General features: G+C 59.7%; 15 protein-coding genes. 6 read left to right on the top strand and 9 right to left on the bottom strand.

From position 1 onward, the window contains the following. Positions 1–61 precede the first annotated feature (61 nt). Positions 62–1,501 carry a hypothetical protein gene (locus tag ACN0SD_RS04405; protein WP_417807007.1) on the top strand — a complete coding sequence of 480 codons (1,440 nt, stop codon included), beginning with the start codon at positions 62–64 and terminating at the stop codon, positions 1,499–1,501. 11 nt (positions 1,502–1,512) lie between these two features. Here the strand turns inward: ACN0SD_RS04405 and ACN0SD_RS04400 are convergent, their stop codons facing one another. Then, positions 1,513–2,013 carry an Lrp/AsnC family transcriptional regulator gene (locus tag ACN0SD_RS04400; RefSeq protein WP_417807006.1) on the bottom strand — a complete coding sequence of 167 codons (501 nt, stop codon included), beginning with the start codon at positions 2,011–2,013 and terminating at the stop codon, positions 1,513–1,515. A 166-nt stretch (positions 2,014–2,179) separates the two neighbouring features. On the opposite strand from ACN0SD_RS04400, the gene trxB reads away from it, so the two are divergent. The 3 genes from trxB (at position 2,180) to ACN0SD_RS04385 (ending at position 5,502) form a co-directional block, all read left to right on the top strand. Then, a complete protein-coding gene (gene trxB / locus ACN0SD_RS04395; RefSeq protein ID WP_417807005.1) occupies positions 2,180–3,130 on the top strand; it encodes a thioredoxin-disulfide reductase in 951 nt (316 codons plus the stop codon). After that, the gene (locus ACN0SD_RS04390) at positions 3,127–3,594 is read left to right on the top strand and encodes an RES family NAD+ phosphorylase (protein WP_417807004.1); all 468 of its coding nucleotides are present in this window, start codon (positions 3,127–3,129) and stop codon (positions 3,592–3,594) included. Before trxB ends, ACN0SD_RS04390 begins: the two co-directional genes overlap by 4 nt. Positions 3,595–3,786: 192 nt before the next feature. Next, a complete protein-coding gene (locus tag ACN0SD_RS04385) occupies positions 3,787–5,502 on the top strand; it encodes a bifunctional sulfate adenylyltransferase/adenylylsulfate kinase (RefSeq protein WP_417807003.1) in 1,716 nt (571 codons plus the stop codon). A gap of 81 nt (positions 5,503–5,583) precedes the next feature. Here ACN0SD_RS04385 and ACN0SD_RS04380 read toward each other — a convergent pair whose 3' ends face one another. The 8 genes from ACN0SD_RS04380 to ACN0SD_RS04345 all read right to left on the bottom strand — a co-directional run bounded on the left by ACN0SD_RS04380 (position 5,584) and on the right by ACN0SD_RS04345 (position 12,353). Then, on the bottom strand, positions 5,584–6,633 hold the full coding sequence (locus ACN0SD_RS04380) for a threonine aldolase family protein (RefSeq protein ID WP_417807002.1): 1,050 nt from the start codon (positions 6,631–6,633) through the stop codon (positions 5,584–5,586). Further along, complete coding sequence (locus ACN0SD_RS04375; RefSeq protein WP_417807001.1) at positions 6,630–7,079, bottom strand: YcgN family cysteine cluster protein; 450 nt, start codon at positions 7,077–7,079, stop codon at positions 6,630–6,632. Before ACN0SD_RS04375 ends, ACN0SD_RS04380 begins: the two co-directional genes overlap by 4 nt. A gap of 111 nt (positions 7,080–7,190) precedes the next feature. Continuing rightward, positions 7,191–7,664 (bottom strand): DUF302 domain-containing protein, encoded by a 474-nt coding sequence (locus tag ACN0SD_RS04370; RefSeq protein WP_417807000.1) that lies wholly within the window; start codon positions 7,662–7,664, stop codon positions 7,191–7,193. Positions 7,665–7,755: 91 nt separating this feature from the next. Then, positions 7,756–8,685, bottom strand: a complete 930-nt coding sequence (locus tag ACN0SD_RS04365; protein WP_417806999.1) for a bifunctional riboflavin kinase/FAD synthetase — start codon at positions 8,683–8,685, stop codon at positions 7,756–7,758. 27 nt (positions 8,686–8,712) lie between these two features. Then, positions 8,713–9,156: a MaoC family dehydratase gene (locus ACN0SD_RS04360; protein WP_417807191.1), complete on the bottom strand. Its 444-nt coding sequence runs from the start codon at positions 9,154–9,156 to the stop codon at positions 8,713–8,715. Positions 9,157–9,286: 130 nt separating this feature from the next. Further along, entirely contained in the window at positions 9,287–10,165 is an 879-nt protein-coding gene (locus ACN0SD_RS04355) for a TIGR01459 family HAD-type hydrolase (RefSeq protein ID WP_417806998.1), read from the bottom strand. A gap of 173 nt (positions 10,166–10,338) precedes the next feature. Then, on the bottom strand, positions 10,339–11,259 hold the full coding sequence (locus ACN0SD_RS04350; protein WP_417806997.1) for a manganese-dependent inorganic pyrophosphatase: 921 nt from the start codon (positions 11,257–11,259) through the stop codon (positions 10,339–10,341). Positions 11,260–11,345: 86 nt separating this feature from the next. Further along, positions 11,346–12,353, bottom strand: a complete 1,008-nt coding sequence (locus ACN0SD_RS04345) for a TraB/GumN family protein (protein WP_417806996.1) — start codon at positions 12,351–12,353, stop codon at positions 11,346–11,348. Positions 12,354–12,539: 186 nt separating this feature from the next. Here ACN0SD_RS04345 and groES point away from each other — a divergent pair, with 186 nt between their 5' ends. After that, positions 12,540–12,827, top strand: a complete 288-nt coding sequence (gene groES / locus ACN0SD_RS04340) for a co-chaperone GroES (RefSeq protein ID WP_417806995.1) — start codon at positions 12,540–12,542, stop codon at positions 12,825–12,827. Positions 12,828–12,890: 63 nt separating this feature from the next. Continuing rightward, the gene (gene groL / locus ACN0SD_RS04335; RefSeq protein ID WP_417806994.1) at positions 12,891–14,534 is read left to right on the top strand and encodes a chaperonin GroEL; all 1,644 of its coding nucleotides are present in this window, start codon (positions 12,891–12,893) and stop codon (positions 14,532–14,534) included. The last annotated feature ends 80 nt before the right edge of the window (positions 14,535–14,614 follow it).

Raw genomic sequence — 14,614 nt, 5'->3', positions numbered from 1 at the left:
GCAATACTAAAACCGTGCTAAGACTCAAATAATAGTGAGAAATTTTTGATTGTAACACATCATGACCCTTGAACTTCCCGCCTTGGATCGCTGGCAATTCCGGCTGGCGCCACGGCCTGCGCCGGGCCCTTTGCGGGCACAGCTGGAAATTGGTCCCGATCTGCCCTGCACCGAGCTGCGCGATCATCGCGGGCAGGTGGTTGGCTGGCTGTTGGGTTTTGGCATTGACTTGGGGGCACGCGCCCTGATCGGAGATCACTGGCAGCTTGGCGCCGACTGTCCGAACGATCCAGATGGGCTTGCTTGGAATGTGCTGCACGGGCTTGGCGGGCGTTTTCTGTTTCTGCTTGATCATGCAAGCGCGCGCCGGATCTATACCGACAGCTCTGCGCAAGTGCCCTGCGTCTTTGATCGCGAAAAGCAGATCGCGGGTTCGACGGCGGATGCAATTTTGAACGCGCAAGATTATGACGATCGCTTTGACAGCGCGCTGCATGACCAATTGGGTGTCAACGGCGAGGGCTGGTTTCCCGGCGGGCCGACCGCGCATCGCGGGCTAAGCCGGGTGTTGCCGGGCCATTATCTTGATCTTGAGACTTGGCGCAGCAAACGCGCTTGGCCGCACCATGCGCCGGAAGTTGCGCAAAATCCCAAAGCCGCAATCGACGCGCTTATTGCCAATGTTCAAGCCCAGATAGAGGCACTTGTAACCGGGCCGCGCAAGGTCGCTTTGGCGCTGACGGGTGGGCGCGAGACGCGTATGATGCTGGCCTGCGCGCGCCCCTTCATCGACCGGCTCGACTGCGTCACCATCACCGGGCGTGACCGCCATCAGACCGATACGGTGCTGGCCAAGAAGATCACCCGCGAGCTAGGCCTGAGCCATCGCGAACTGCCCCGCGTGAATGCCGATCCCATGCAACATGCGCGATTCCTGCGCCGAGGCGGGCATTGCAATGGCGATAGCAACGCGCTCTATCATCCCAGCGTCTGGCCGATCGCAGATAGCCATGTGTTCCTTGGCGGATTGGGGGGCGAGGTGGCACGCGCCTTCCTGTGGCGCAAGGGCGATACGCCCGACATGGCTGTCACGCCCGAACTGCTGATGCGTCGCTTCGGGCTGCCCAAATCCCCCGAAATCGAGGCCGTTCTTACAACTTGGCTGGAAGACCTGCCCGCGATGAGCGCGCTCGATATTCTCGATCTCGCCTATATCGATCTGCGCTGTGGCTGTTGGTATGGCGTGCAGTTCTGCTCGGATCCGACGCTGGTGCGTCACGCGCCGTTATTCAACTACGCCGCGGTCGAGCTAATGCTGTCCCTGCCCGCCCGCATGAAGCGCGATCAGGGCATGGCGGATGCGGTTATCGAACGGCTCTGGCCCGAACTGTTACGTTATCCCTACAATTCGCTCGGACGCGTTGGCGACACCAGATTAAAGCTGCAACGTGCGCTGGCCGATCCACGCCTTGTTTTGAAAAAGCTGCACAAGATCAGGTGATTGATGGCCGCTCAGGCGCGTTTTGCCAACCGTTCTTCAAGCACGTCGAACGGCACGCCGGGTTCATCTTTGGCGCAGCGGATTACGAGGCTGGTCTTGACGCTGGCCACGTTGTCGGCAGCGGTCAATTGGCCGGTCAGAAAGCTTTGAAAGCTTGATAGATCAGGGGCGACGCATTTCAGCACGAAATCTATCTCGCCATTTAGCATGTGGCATTCGCGCACAAGTGGCCAGTCGCGGCAGCGCCCCTCGAAAGCTGACAGATCGGCCTCGGCCTGGCTTTGCAGCCGCACCATCGCAAAGACCTGCACCTCAAAGCCCAACTCGCGCGGATTCACATCGGCATGGTAGCCCTGAATATAGCCCGCCTCTTCCAGCGTGCGCACCCGACGCAGACAGGGCGGCGCGGAAATCCCGACGCGCCTGGCCAGTTCCACATTGGTCATGCGACCATCGCCCTGCAGCTCGGCCAGAATCTTGCGGTCGATTTCGTCGAGCCGGGTGGTGGACATTTTGAAACAATCCTTCGTCGCTTGTTGCGGAACTTACCCGCGAGGGAGAACATGCGCAATAAAATTTCGCGGCGCTAAGAGCAAGGGCAATTCGTCACACAAGGTAGGGCTTTTCGTCGCGTCGCTGGCGATCTATATCCAATCAGCAAATTTGAAGGAGGCCGGGATGGGCGAGACGAAAAAAACCAAGGTTCTGATCATCGGCTCGGGGCCTGCGGGCTATACGGCGGCAGTTTATGCATCGCGCGCGATGCTGGAACCGGTGCTGGTGCAGGGGATTCAGCCCGGCGGGCAGTTGACCATCACCACCGAGGTTGAAAACTGGCCCGGCGAGACCGAAATCCAAGGCCCTGATCTGATGGTGAAGATGGAAGCCCACGCCAAAGCGATGGGCGCCGAGGTGATCACCGATATCATCACCGATCTGGATCTGTCCAAGCGCCCCTTCATCGCCCAAAGCGATTCGGGCACCGTTTACGAGGCTGCAGCGGTCATCCTCGCCACCGGGGCGCAGGCGAAATGGCTGGATCTTCCTTCGGAAGAGAAGTTCAAGGGCTTTGGCGTGTCAGCCTGTGCGACCTGTGACGGGTTCTTCTATCGCGGCAAAGAGGTTGTCGTGGTCGGCGGCGGCAACACGGCGGTCGAAGAGGCGCTGTTCCTGACCAATTTCGCCTCAAAGGTGACGTTGATCCACCGCCGCGATACCCTGCGCTCGGAAAAAATCCTGCAAGACCGGTTGTTCAAGAACCCCAAGGTCGAACTGCTGTGGAACCACGCCGTCGAGGAGGTTCTGGGCGATGAAAATCCGTTGGGCGTGACCGGCGTTCGGGTGAAATCCACCGTGGATGGCGCGGAAAAAACCGTGCCTTGTGACGGGTTTTTCGTGGCAATCGGGCATGCTCCGTCCTCGGAACTCGTCACCGATCAGCTCAAACTGCATTCGGGCGGCTATGTCTGGGTCGACCCCGGCTCGACGCGCACCTCGGTTGAGGGCGTGTTTGCGGCGGGCGATCTAACCGATCACACCTATCGCCAAGCCGTGACCAGCGCCGGAATGGGCTGCATGGCGGCACTGGACGCGGAAAAATGGCTGGCCGAGCAGGGCGAATCTGAGTGATCCCATTTCGTGGCCCGGCTTGGCGGATCCTGTCAGCCAAGCACGCGCAAAACGCCTTGAAACCGGCCCATCACCCCGAGGGCCGGTTTCATTATGACGCTCAGTTGGCGCTTTATGCCTCGCTCAGTGCCGACGGCGCAGGCGTGGCGCTGCGCCGCTATGTGCGCGCCAATGATCCGCCCCGCGTGATTGTGCCGCTGACGATTGATCTGGAACGGGTGATGGATGCGCGCGGCGATGCGCGGCACTCGGTCGTCTGGCAGGACGCGCGCGCCCAAGGTCTCCCAGCCCCCACATGGGAAATTTCGGACGCCGCGCGGCGACTGGGTGCGCAAGCCCTGCTCTATTCGTCACGCTCGCGCCCCGATCTGAGCCATCTGGTGATGTTCGACGTTACACCGCACACCGTAACCCAAACCGGCCCTGCGCAGGACTGGCACCCGCAATACAACATCCAGCCGTAAAATTCGCCTTCCGCACTCTACCGCCGCGATAGTCTTCGAAATCGGCAAAGTTGCACCGAAACGCGTGAATTGGCTTAAAAACACTGCTGAATGGGCACAGTTTTGCTTGAAATGGCGATCCCATCGGGGCTAAGCCGCGCGGGCATGGATTTCAATCCAGACCGCATCTCTAGCAGCAGGACAAGTCATATTATGAGCCAGACGCCCATTCACGCCCCGATCCCGGAACTCTACGTTTCATATGAGTCGGCGCAGAAGCTGAAAGTCGAGGCCGGTAACCTGCCGAGCTGGGATCTGACCGCGCGTCAGATTTGTGATCTGGAACTGCTGATGAATGGCGGGTTCAATCCGCTTAAAGGCTTCATGAGCGAAGAAGATTACAACGGCGTCGTCGATAAGATGCGCCTGAGCGACGGCTCGCTTTGGCCGATGCCGATCAACCTTGATGTCTCGGAAAAGTTCGCCGACGGCGTTGAGGAAGGTCAGGACATTGCCCTGCGCGACCAAGAGGGCGTTATCCTTGCGATCCTGTCGATCACCGACAAGTGGGTGCCCAACAAATCGCATGAGGCCGAAAAGGTCTTTGGCGCAGATGATCTGGCCCACCCGGCGGTGAACTACCTGCACAATCAGGCCGGCGCGGTGTATCTGGGTGGCCCGATCACCGGCATCCAGCCCCCCGTGCATTACGATTTCAAAGGTCGTCGCGACACGCCAAACGAATTGCGCGCCTATTTCCGCAAGATGGGCTGGCGCAAGGTCGTGGCGTTCCAGACCCGCAATCCGCTGCACCGCGCGCATCAGGAACTGACCTTCCGCGCCGCCAAAGAGGCGCAAGCCAACCTGCTGATCCACCCCGTCGTGGGCATGACCAAGCCCGGCGATGTCGATCACTTCACCCGCGTGCGCTGCTACGAGGCGGTGCTGGACAAATACCCGCAATCGACCACCACGATGAGCCTGCTCAATCTTGCGATGCGCATGGCTGGCCCGCGTGAGGCGGTCTGGCACGGCCTGATCCGCAAGAACCACGGCTGCACGCATATCATCGTGGGGCGTGACCACGCGGGTCCGGGCAAGAACTCGGCGGGCGAGGATTTCTACGGCCCCTATGATGCGCAAGATCTGTTCCGCGCAAATCAGGACGATATCGGCATCGAGATGGTCGATTTCAAACACATGGTCTATGTGCAGGAACGCGCGCAATACGAGCCCAATGACGAGATCGAAGATCGTGACAATGTCACCATCCTCAACATTTCGGGCACCGAGCTGCGTCGCCGTCTGCGCGAGGGTTTGGAAATCCCCGAATGGTTCTCCTTCCCCGAGGTCGTGGCCGAGTTGCGGCGCACCTCACCCCCGCGCGCCAGCCAAGGCTTTACGGTGTTTTTCACTGGCCTGTCGGGGTCTGGCAAATCCACCATCGCCAACGCTCTGATGGTCAAGTTGATGGAGATGGGCGGGCGTCCGGTCACGTTGCTGGATGGCGATGTGGTGCGCAAACACCTGTCGAGCGAGTTGGGTTTTTCCAAAGAACACCGCGACCTCAACATCGAACGTATCGGCTATGTCGCCAGCGAAATCACCAAGAATGGCGGCATCGCAATCTGTGCGCCGATCGCGCCCTATACCGCGACGCGCCGCACCGTGCGCGAGATGATTGAGGCGTTCGGAGCCTTCGTGGAAATCCATGTCGCGACCTCTCTGGAAGAATGTGAAAAGCGCGATCGCAAGGGGCTGTATAAGCTGGCGCGCGAAGGTAAGATCAAGGAATTCACCGGCATTTCAGACCCCTACGAGGCGCCCACCAACGCCGAGCTGGTCGTGGACACCAAGGACGTGGACGTCGATCACTGCGCCCATCAGGTGATCCTCAAGCTCGAAAGCATGGGGCTGATCAAGGCCTGATCACCCTGCCCTGACAAGTTGAAACGCGCCGCAGAGACAATCTGCGGCGCGTTTTCTATAAATCATGTTTAGCGCGGCGTCTTAGCGTAGATGGGACAGGAAAGCGTCGATTTCCTCGGGCGTAGTGGCCCAACTGCACACCAATCGCGCGGCCAAGGCGACGCTTTCATCACCCTCCAGCGATTGATCGAAGGGCCAGAGATAGTAGTAGGCCCCCGCCCCCTGTGCGCGCTTATGCGCCCCGCGCGGGAAGGCCGCGAAAACCGCATTGGCCTGAGTCGGATGCACCAGTTTCGCGCCGGGAATGGCCTGAATACCCGTCGACAGCTTGGCCGCCATGTCATTGGCATGGCGCGCAAGATCAAGCCACAGATCATCGGCCAGATAGGCCTGCATCTGGGCGGCCAGAAAGCGGTGCTTGGAAAACAAATGCCCGCCGCGCTTGCGCCGCAACTCAAATTCCCAAGCGCGTTTGGGATCAAAGATCACCACCGCCTCAACGCCCATACAGCCGTTTTTGGTACCCCCGAAAGACAGCACATCGACGCCTGCCTTCCACGTCATCTCAGCAGGCGAACAACCCGCCGCGACCAGCGCATTGGCGAACCGCGCGCCATCCATATGCACCGGCAGATGAAAGCGCTTGGCGATCTCGCTAAGTGCAGACACCTCGGCAGGGGAATAGACCGCGCCCGCCTCGGTCGCGTTGGTGATCGACACCATCCCGCGCTGCACGTTATGGATACCGCCCCGCCCGGTATGGGAAATCGCGCGCTCAAGCCCCGTCGGGTCCATTTTGGCATCCGCCCCATCGACCAGCACCAGCTTGGAGCCGTCCGTGTAAAATTCCGGCGCGCCGCATTCGTCTTCCTCGATATGGGCGTTGCGGTGGCAGAAAATCGCGCCCCAAGGCTGGGTCAACACCGCGCAGGACAGCGCATTGGCCGCCGTGCCCGTCGCCACCAGATAGACACGCGCCTCGGGTGCCTCGAAAATCTCGCGGATGCGGGTCTGCACGCCATCGCTCAGCAGATCGGCCCCGTATGAGGGCATATGGCCGGCATTGGCCGCGCCGAGCGCTGCAATCACATCGGGATGCGCGCCAGCGGTGTTGTCGGAGGCAAAATTCATGACAGATCCTCAATCGTGTATTCGTCCCATTCCTCTTCGGGAATTTCAAATTCCGGCACCGTCCATCCCCGCACGGACTGACCCGCCTCGTGCACGGTTTCATAGGACCCAGAGATCAGATAGTGCCAGCTTTCCAATGCCTTGCCCTCAAATCGTAACCGATAGGCGCAAGTCTTGGGCATCCAATAGGCGATATCGGCGATGCTGGCGGGTTTCAGCGTCACGCATTCGGGCACGAATTGGTGGCGGATATCATATTGCGTGCAGCGGCAGGTCTCGCCATCCAGCAATCGACAGGCAACGCGGGTGAAAACCAGCTCGCCCGTATCCTCATATTCCAGCTTGTTGAGACAGCATTTTCCGCAGCCATCGCACAGCGCCTCCCATTCGGCAGGATTGAGCGATTTAAGCGGTTTCGTCCAAAATTGGGGGCGCAGTTTGTTCATGGCGCGGAACCTGACCGAAATGCGCGCAAATGGAAAGGGGGCACGCAGCGGCGCGATGAACACGCCTCTGTGCGCCCCCTCATAGGGATCGCTTAAACTCTGCCAAAGCAGTTATTCTTTGGCCGCAGCCGCCGTCAATTTATCCAAAGCGCCCGTCATTTTCTTGGCGAATTCGGAGTTGGTATCGACATCGGTGCCCGCAAACATCGCATCGACGCTTTGATAGATCAGCATGGTCTTGCCATCCTCATCCGCCACGAGAACACGCAGCGGCAGCACGACGCCGGCACGGATATCTTGCTGCATCGGGGGCGTGCCCAGCATCGGGTTGCCAAAGATCACGAGCGTCGCATCGGGCAGTTCCATATCCACAGCCGCCGCGCCGCTGGCGTGATCGATACGGGCGAACACGGTGGCCCCCGCCTTTTGCGCAGCCGCCTCAAGGCGATCTGCCACCTCAGCGACTGAGCCAGTGGCTGGCACCTGCACGAATTCGGCAAAGCTGGGGCTGGCTGCGAAAACAAGCGCCACGGCGCCCAGCAAATTGCGCGCCCAATTGCGGGGGCGTGCGGTGGAATGGGTCATAATGCGTCCTCCTATTGACCGGGCCCCAACGCGCACGCGCGCGCACCGGTTCCCAAGTTCGTGAATAAATTTGAGCGCGCGTGACAGCCGCCTAAAGCACAGCCCGCGCCTGGTCACAATCAAGCGCCATCTGCGTCACCAGCGCCTCAAGGCTGTCAAATTTTATCTCGGGGCGCAGATAGTCGACAAGGGCAACCGAGACATGCTCGCCGTAAATGTCCCCTTTGAAATCAAAGATATAGGTTTCAATATTTGGGGTATTCTCGCCAAACATCGGGCGCACGCCAAGGCTGGCCGCGCCGCGATAACTGCCCTGATGCGGCCCGCTGAGCACATCAAGCTTGACCGCATACACCCCAAGCTTGGGCAGATGCAGCCCCGCGACCGCCATATTCGCTGTCGGATAGCCCAACTCACGCCCGCGTTTTTCGCCGTGCAGAACCGCGCCTTCGATGCGGTGGAAATGGCCCAGCATCGCAGCGGCCTCTTGCGGGTGTCCCTCGGTTAACGCAGCGCGAATCGCGGTGGAAGAGGCCTCAACCCCATCGACATGCAACAAGGGCGCGATGGTCACCTCAAACCCGTAACGCTGCCCCAGATCGCGTAGCATCGCCGCATCGCCTTCACGCCCCTTACCAAAGCGGAAATCCGTGCCCACGGCGACATGGGTTACGCCCAAGCCCTGCGCCAGAACGTCACGGGCGAACGCATCGGCAGTTTGATCGGCCAATTCGGCGTTGAAGGGCAGTTCATAAAGATAGTCAACGCCCAGCTTGGCCAGCCGATTGGCCCGCGCCTCGGGGTTCATCAAGCGAAACGGCGCAACCGTTTTACCCGCGCGGGCGGCGAAAAACTCACGCGGATGGGGTTCAAAACTGATCACGCCCAACGGGGCTGCGCGACCGCGTGCCTGATCAATCACCGATTGGTGGCCAAGATGGAGACCGTCGAAATTTCCCATCGCAACCGAGGCTCCCCGAGCCGATTTCGGCAGCGATTTCCAGTCTGAGTAGCGTTCCATCACCCCGCCTTCCGGCGTGGGGCCGGATCAGTCGAACTTGCGCGAGGGTGCCAGAACCAGCGCCTCGCCTTTCAGCACCACCGTATCGCCCACCGCGCAGTGGGTTTCAAGCGTGACACGACGACGACTATGATCAATCGCGGTGACTTTGACCTCGGCGTAAACCACATCGCCCGGGCGCACCGGGGCCATGAACTTCAGCGACTGGCCCAAATAAACCGTGCCGTGGCCCGGAAGCTGCTCACCAATGACCGCAGAAATCAGCCCCGCCGTCAGCATCCCATGCGCGATGCGACCCTCGAAAATAGTGTCTTGCGCATAGGCGTCATCCAGATGGACGGGGTTGTGATCAGTCGAGACCTCGGCGAACAGCTCGATATCGCGGTTAGTGATTTCCTTGCGCAGATAGCGCAGCATTCCGATTTCGAGATCTTCGATACAGATCGTGCCGCGGGGCATATTGTCGAGCATATCCATCGGTCCCAGCCTGAAGTTATGTTGCACTGCGGCATAGCACATGCAGCGGTGCGCACGCAAGACGTCCGCGCAACTTATTTACCGGAAGCGGATCAAACGCGCAACAAAGTTACCGTGTAAAATTTCAGCGTAAGGTGCCAATCGTATAGCGCGGATCGGTTTGACGCGCGCCCAGCCATGCCCGCACAAGCTCGGGATCAGGGTTCTTCTGATCCTTGCCAAACTGATCGTGCGCCAGACCACCCGTCACGAACAGACAGTCGATTCCCTCGCCCGCAGCGCCGGGCACATCGGTGTTGATGCCATCCCCGACCGCCAGAATACGGCTGTCCTCGACCCCGCCAATCGCTGCCAGCTTGCGCCGCGCCATGTCATAGATCGGCGGGTGCGGTTTGCCGAAATACATCGCCTCACCGCCCATATCCTCATACAGAACCGCCAGCGCACCGGCGCAGTAAATCCGCTGATCGCCCATATCGACGACGACATCGGGATTGGCGCAAAGCATTGGCAGGTCGCGCATTTTCGCCAAAAGAAACTTGGCGCGGTAATCCTCGGGCACCTCATTGATCTCATCAAACGGACCGGTGCACACGATCCCCTCGGCGTCATCGAAATCGACGCGCTCGATATCGGCCTGACCCTGCCATTCCTTGGGAATCTCGGTGAAGAACCCGTCATCCTTGCTTGGCCCCAGATGCCAGACTTTACGCCCGACAGCGCCCGCAAACATCGCATCCTGCGCCGCATCGCCCGAGGAAACGACCAGATCATAGGCGTCTTTCGGACACCCCATCCGATCCAGCGATTCGATCACGAAACGCGCCGGGCGGGGCGCGTTGGTCAGTAGCACAACCTTGCCGCCTTGCGCACGAAAGCCTTGAAGGGCGGCGACTGCCTCGGGAAACGGGGCCACGCCATTGTGCAAGCAGCCCCAAAGATCGCAAAACAGTGCGTCATAGGGTTTGGAAATCTCGGCGAGCGATTGGAAGATCTGGGTCATGGGCGGCCTTTTCAAGCGGTGCAATGCCGGGGCGGTGCCCGGACCTCATGTGTCTGCTTATGACATGCGCGCGCGTTAAGGCAAAGATCCGATGGGCGCGACGGGCGGTCAGGACAAAGTGAAAGGGGGAGAGCCATGCCCACCCCCTTCCGTCTTTCAGCTTTGGTGCTGGCTTACAGCTTGAGCGACGGGATGATCTGCTTTTTGCGGCTCATCACGCCGGGCAGAACAACCATATCGCCCGAGACGGTCGCGCCGAAGCTTTTCTCGGCGACGGTTTTCACCAGATCATTGGGGATCAGGAAGGTCGCCTCTTCGTTGAGGATGTCCACCACAAACAGCAGCACCTGATCGACGCCATCTTCGCGCGCAACATCGGCCATCGACGCCATCAGGCTGTCCTTGCGATCCAGCACCATTTTCGGCGCAGTGGTTTCCAGCACCGAGACGCGGAACTTGGTGCCCTCGACGGCATATTCCTTGGAATCCATGCGCAGCAATTCAGCATCGGAGAATTCCGACACATCCGATTTCGCCTCAAACATCTTGGCCGCCAGATCGCCGATCTCGACGCCCAGATCCTTCGCCAACGCTTCGCAAACCGCACGGTCGTGATCGGTCGTGGTGGGCGAGCGAAATTCCAGCGTGTCCGAGATGATGCAGCTCAGCATCGCGCCTTTGATGCCCTTGGGGGCCTTGGCGATATCGTCGCCCATCAGGTCATACATGATCGTCGCGGTGCAGGCGAGCGGGCGCATTGTGATGTCGATCGGGCCCTTGGTTTCCAGCCCGCCGGCCAGCTTGTGGTGGTCAATGATTTGAACGATCTCCGCGCCGTTAATGCCTGCGGGCAGTTCGGCGGGGTTGTTAGTGTCCACGATCACCACTTTTTCGCCCTCAGCCACATCCGAGATGATTTCAGGCTTATCGAGACCCCAATGCGAAATCATGAACGCGGCTTCGGTATTGGGTTCGCCCAGCAGACACGGGGTCGCGGGGATGCCTTTGACCTCGGAGAGATACCACGCCCAAGCGATAGGCGAGCCAGTGGAATCAGTGTCGGGGGCTTTGTGGCCGAAAACTTTGGTGCTCATGAAAGAATCCTTGGGATTGGGCGTGATTTTGCGCGCTTTATAGGGCCGCATCACTGCTTTGTCACCTGCCCTGCGCGCCGTCCGGCTCAATCAAGGCGTGTGATCGTGTAGCCGTCTTGTTGCAGCAAATAAAGCAAGCCCTGATCGCCCGACAAATGCAACGCACCGACAGCAACCACGACCGGGCCTTTGGCGGCGGCAGCCTTGATCTCGGGCAACCAATTGTGGTTGCGCGCCACCATCAGCAGGTCTTCGGACAGCTTCATTTGTCGTTCGACCTCAGCAGGCGACATGCCCCCCGCAATCGCCTGCTCGCGCGCCAATTCCCAGATGATGCGCGGCTCGCCGCGGAAATACAGATCCGCCATCGTTACGCCCATATCATCGGCCAAAGGCGCGCCCACTACTGCCGCCCGCAGCATCTCTAGCGAATCCTTTTCGCTAATCGAGTTGAACAGCGTGAACACGGTATCCCAAGGTTCCAGCGCGCGAATTGCGACCTTGTCGGTCTGGGCGGCCTGCATCAGAACCTTATCCAGCCCCTTGCCCCCTGCCCCCATATCCTTGACCGCGCAGGGCGGCAGCGACAGCGTCATGGCAACAAAGGCCGGGCGCATCTTGGCCGCCAGAAAGGCGGGCATGCCATGGGCGGCCAGTGCGGTCTTCGTCATCTCCCAATCGGCAGGCGAAAGCAGTTCGGGCAGCGTTTTGCCCTTGGAAAACATCAGTGTCGGATCGGCTATCATCGCCGTTTGCAACCGCGCTTCTTCGTCGGGCCCCGCCTCGACCAATAGCACGCTGGCCTGTTTCAACGCGTCTTGCACGTGCGCAACCAACTGCGTGTGGCGCGCGTCGGGCAGATGATAGGTGCCCGCCAGAGTTATCGTCTGATCACCTTTAGTCGCGGAAAAAACCAGACCTTGCGCAAAGGGCACGGCATGGGCTGCGGCCTCGAGTCGGGCCTGCTCAGCCTTTGGCATCGCGTCGAAAATATCGCTTCCGGTGCATTGCGCGCTGGCGGGCAAGGCAAGGGCCACCCAAAGCATGGGCATCAAGACGGGGGCCAGAAACTGGCGCAGGGGGCGCATGATCATCATGCGCGCACAGTGCCACGCGGCGGCGCGCGCGCAAAGTGGCAAACGACTTCGCGAGTCGCACGATTTTTTTCACTCGTCGGGTGTTGACAGGATGGGGGGGCAGTGACTAACTCCGCCATCGTTGGCACTCGACATGACAGAGTGCTAAAACTTTTGAACCTGGAACCTTAGGGAGTGAGCCAGATGGCATTTAAACCGCTGCATGACCGTGTGCTGGTCAAACGCGTCGAAGGCGAAGAGAAAACCAAGGGTGGTTTGATCATCCCTGATAGCGCCAAAGAAAAACCGGCTGAAGGCGAAATCGTCGCGGTGGGCGAAGGCGCACGCAAAGATTCGGGCGAGCTGATCGCGCCGAGCGTCAAAGCGGGCGACCGTATCCTGTTCGGCAAATGGTCGGGCACCGAGGTCACGCTTGATGGGCAAGAAATGCTCATCATGAAAGAAAGCGACATCATGGGCATCATCTCGTAAGGCCTAGCCTTTCGCAGATACCCCTGATTTCCAACGAAATTCTCAGTCAAGGAGCCAAAAGACATGGCAGCCAAGGACGTCAAATTCTCCACCGACGCACGCGACCGGATGCTCAAGGGCGTCAACGTTCTCGCAGATGCGGTGAAAGTTACGCTGGGCCCCAAGGGTCGCAACGTGGTTATCGAAAAAAGCTTCGGCGCGCCGCGCATCACCAAAGACGGTGTGACGGTTGCCCGTGAAATCGAACTGAGCGACAAGTTCGAAAACATGGGCGCACAGATGGTCAAAGAAGTGGCCTCGCGCACCAATGATGAGGCCGGCGACGGCACCACCACCGCAACCGTGCTGGCACAAGCCATCATCAAAGAAGGCCTCAAGGCCGTGGCCGCGGGCATGAACCCGATGGACCTCAAGCGCGGTATCGATCTGGCAACGACAAAAGTGGTTGAAGCCATCAAAGCCGCGTCGCGCCCGGTCAAAGACCAGGACGAAGTAGCCCAAGTCGGCACGATCTCAGCCAATGGCGAAGAAGTCATCGGTCGTTTCATCGCCGACGCTATGCAAAAAGTTGGCAACGAGGGTGTGATCACCGTCGAAGAAAACAAAGGCATGGAGACCGAAGTTGAAGTCGTCGAAGGCATGCAATTCGACCGTGGCTACCTGTCGCCCTACTTCGTCACCAATCCCGACAAAATGGTTGCGGATCTGGAAGACTGCCTGATCCTGTTGCACGAGAAAAAACTTAGCTCGCTCCAGCCGATGGTGCCGCTGCTGGAACAAGTGATCCAGTCCAACAAGCCGCTGCTGATCATTGCCGAAGACGTTGAAGGCGAAGCGCTTGCGACCCTCGTCGTGAATAAGCTGCGTGGCGGCCTGAAAATCGCAGCCGTCAAGGCTCCGGGCTTCGGTGATCGTCGCAAGTCGATGCTGCAAGACATCGCGATCCTGACCGGTGGTCAAGTGATCTCGGAAGACCTTGGCATGAAGCTTGAAAACGTCGGCATGGACATGCTGGGCACCGCGAAGAAGGTCACGATCACCAAAGAGACCACGACCATCGTGGACGGCGCTGGTGACAAGGCCGAGATCGACGCACGCGTCGCTCAGATCCGCACCCAGATCGAGGAAACCACCTCGGATTACGACCGTGAGAAGCTGCAAGAGCGTGTGGCCAAACTCGCCGGTGGTGTGGCTGTCATCCGCGTTGGCGGCATGACCGAAACCGAAGTCAAAGAGCGTAAAGATCGCGTCGATGACGCGCTCAACGCAACCCGCGCTGCCGTTCAAGAAGGCATCGTTGTGGGTGGTGGCGTGTCGCTGGTTCAGGCCGCCAAGATCCTGCACGATCTCGCAGGTGCCAACAGCGACCAAGAAGCGGGTATCGCCATCGTGCGTCGCGCTCTGGAAGCTCCGCTGCGTCAGATCGCTGACAACGCTGGCGTCGACGGCGCCGTCGTGGCTGGCAAGGTTCGCGAAAGCGATGACCTGAACTTTGGCTTCAACGCGCAGACCGAAGAATATGGCGACATGTTCAAGTTCGGCGTGATCGATCCGGCCAAAGTGACGCGCACCGCGCTTGAGGATGCGTCCTCGATCGCTGGCCTGCTGATCACCACCGAAGCCATGATCGCCGAAAAGCCCGAGCCGAAAGGCCAAGGCGGCGCACCCGACATGGGTGGCATGGGCGGCATGGGCGGCATGATGTAATCAGCCGTTCCCGCTTGGAACTTTGGGAAAGGGCGCCTTGCGGGGCGCCCTTTTTCATTTGCGCCGGTTGTTCCATTTGA

This window comes from Thioclava sp. (genome assembly GCF_048263065.1).
GTDB lineage: Bacteria > Pseudomonadota > Alphaproteobacteria > Rhodobacterales > Rhodobacteraceae > Thioclava.
The sequence above is the reverse complement of the archived record's forward strand: the minus strand, read 5'-3'. Positions and strand labels throughout refer to the sequence as shown.

Excerpts from the sequence above, each read along its gene's own strand:
- ACN0SD_RS04405 (WP_417807007.1), top strand. The coding sequence starts at position 62 with ATGACCCTTGAACTTCCCGCCTTGGATCGCTGGCAATTCCGGCTGGCG.
- ACN0SD_RS04400 (WP_417807006.1), bottom strand. The coding sequence starts at position 2,013 with ATGTCCACCACCCGGCTCGACGAAATCGACCGCAAGATTCTGGCCGAG.
- trxB (WP_417807005.1), top strand. The coding sequence starts at position 2,180 with ATGGGCGAGACGAAAAAAACCAAGGTTCTGATCATCGGCTCGGGGCCT.
- ACN0SD_RS04385 (WP_417807003.1), top strand. The coding sequence starts at position 3,787 with ATGAGCCAGACGCCCATTCACGCCCCGATCCCGGAACTCTACGTTTCA.
- ACN0SD_RS04380 (WP_417807002.1), bottom strand. The coding sequence starts at position 6,633 with ATGAATTTTGCCTCCGACAACACCGCTGGCGCGCATCCCGATGTGATT.
- ACN0SD_RS04375 (WP_417807001.1), bottom strand. The coding sequence starts at position 7,079 with ATGAACAAACTGCGCCCCCAATTTTGGACGAAACCGCTTAAATCGCTC.
- ACN0SD_RS04370 (WP_417807000.1), bottom strand. The coding sequence starts at position 7,664 with ATGACCCATTCCACCGCACGCCCCCGCAATTGGGCGCGCAATTTGCTG.
- ACN0SD_RS04365 (WP_417806999.1), bottom strand. The coding sequence starts at position 8,685 with ATGGAACGCTACTCAGACTGGAAATCGCTGCCGAAATCGGCTCGGGGA.
- ACN0SD_RS04360 (WP_417807191.1), bottom strand. The coding sequence starts at position 9,156 with ATGCTCGACAATATGCCCCGCGGCACGATCTGTATCGAAGATCTCGAA.
- ACN0SD_RS04355 (WP_417806998.1), bottom strand. The coding sequence starts at position 10,165 with ATGACCCAGATCTTCCAATCGCTCGCCGAGATTTCCAAACCCTATGAC.
- ACN0SD_RS04350 (WP_417806997.1), bottom strand. The coding sequence starts at position 11,259 with ATGAGCACCAAAGTTTTCGGCCACAAAGCCCCCGACACTGATTCCACT.
- ACN0SD_RS04345 (WP_417806996.1), bottom strand. The coding sequence starts at position 12,353 with ATGATCATGCGCCCCCTGCGCCAGTTTCTGGCCCCCGTCTTGATGCCC.
- groES (WP_417806995.1), top strand. The coding sequence starts at position 12,540 with ATGGCATTTAAACCGCTGCATGACCGTGTGCTGGTCAAACGCGTCGAA.
- groL (WP_417806994.1), top strand. The coding sequence starts at position 12,891 with ATGGCAGCCAAGGACGTCAAATTCTCCACCGACGCACGCGACCGGATG.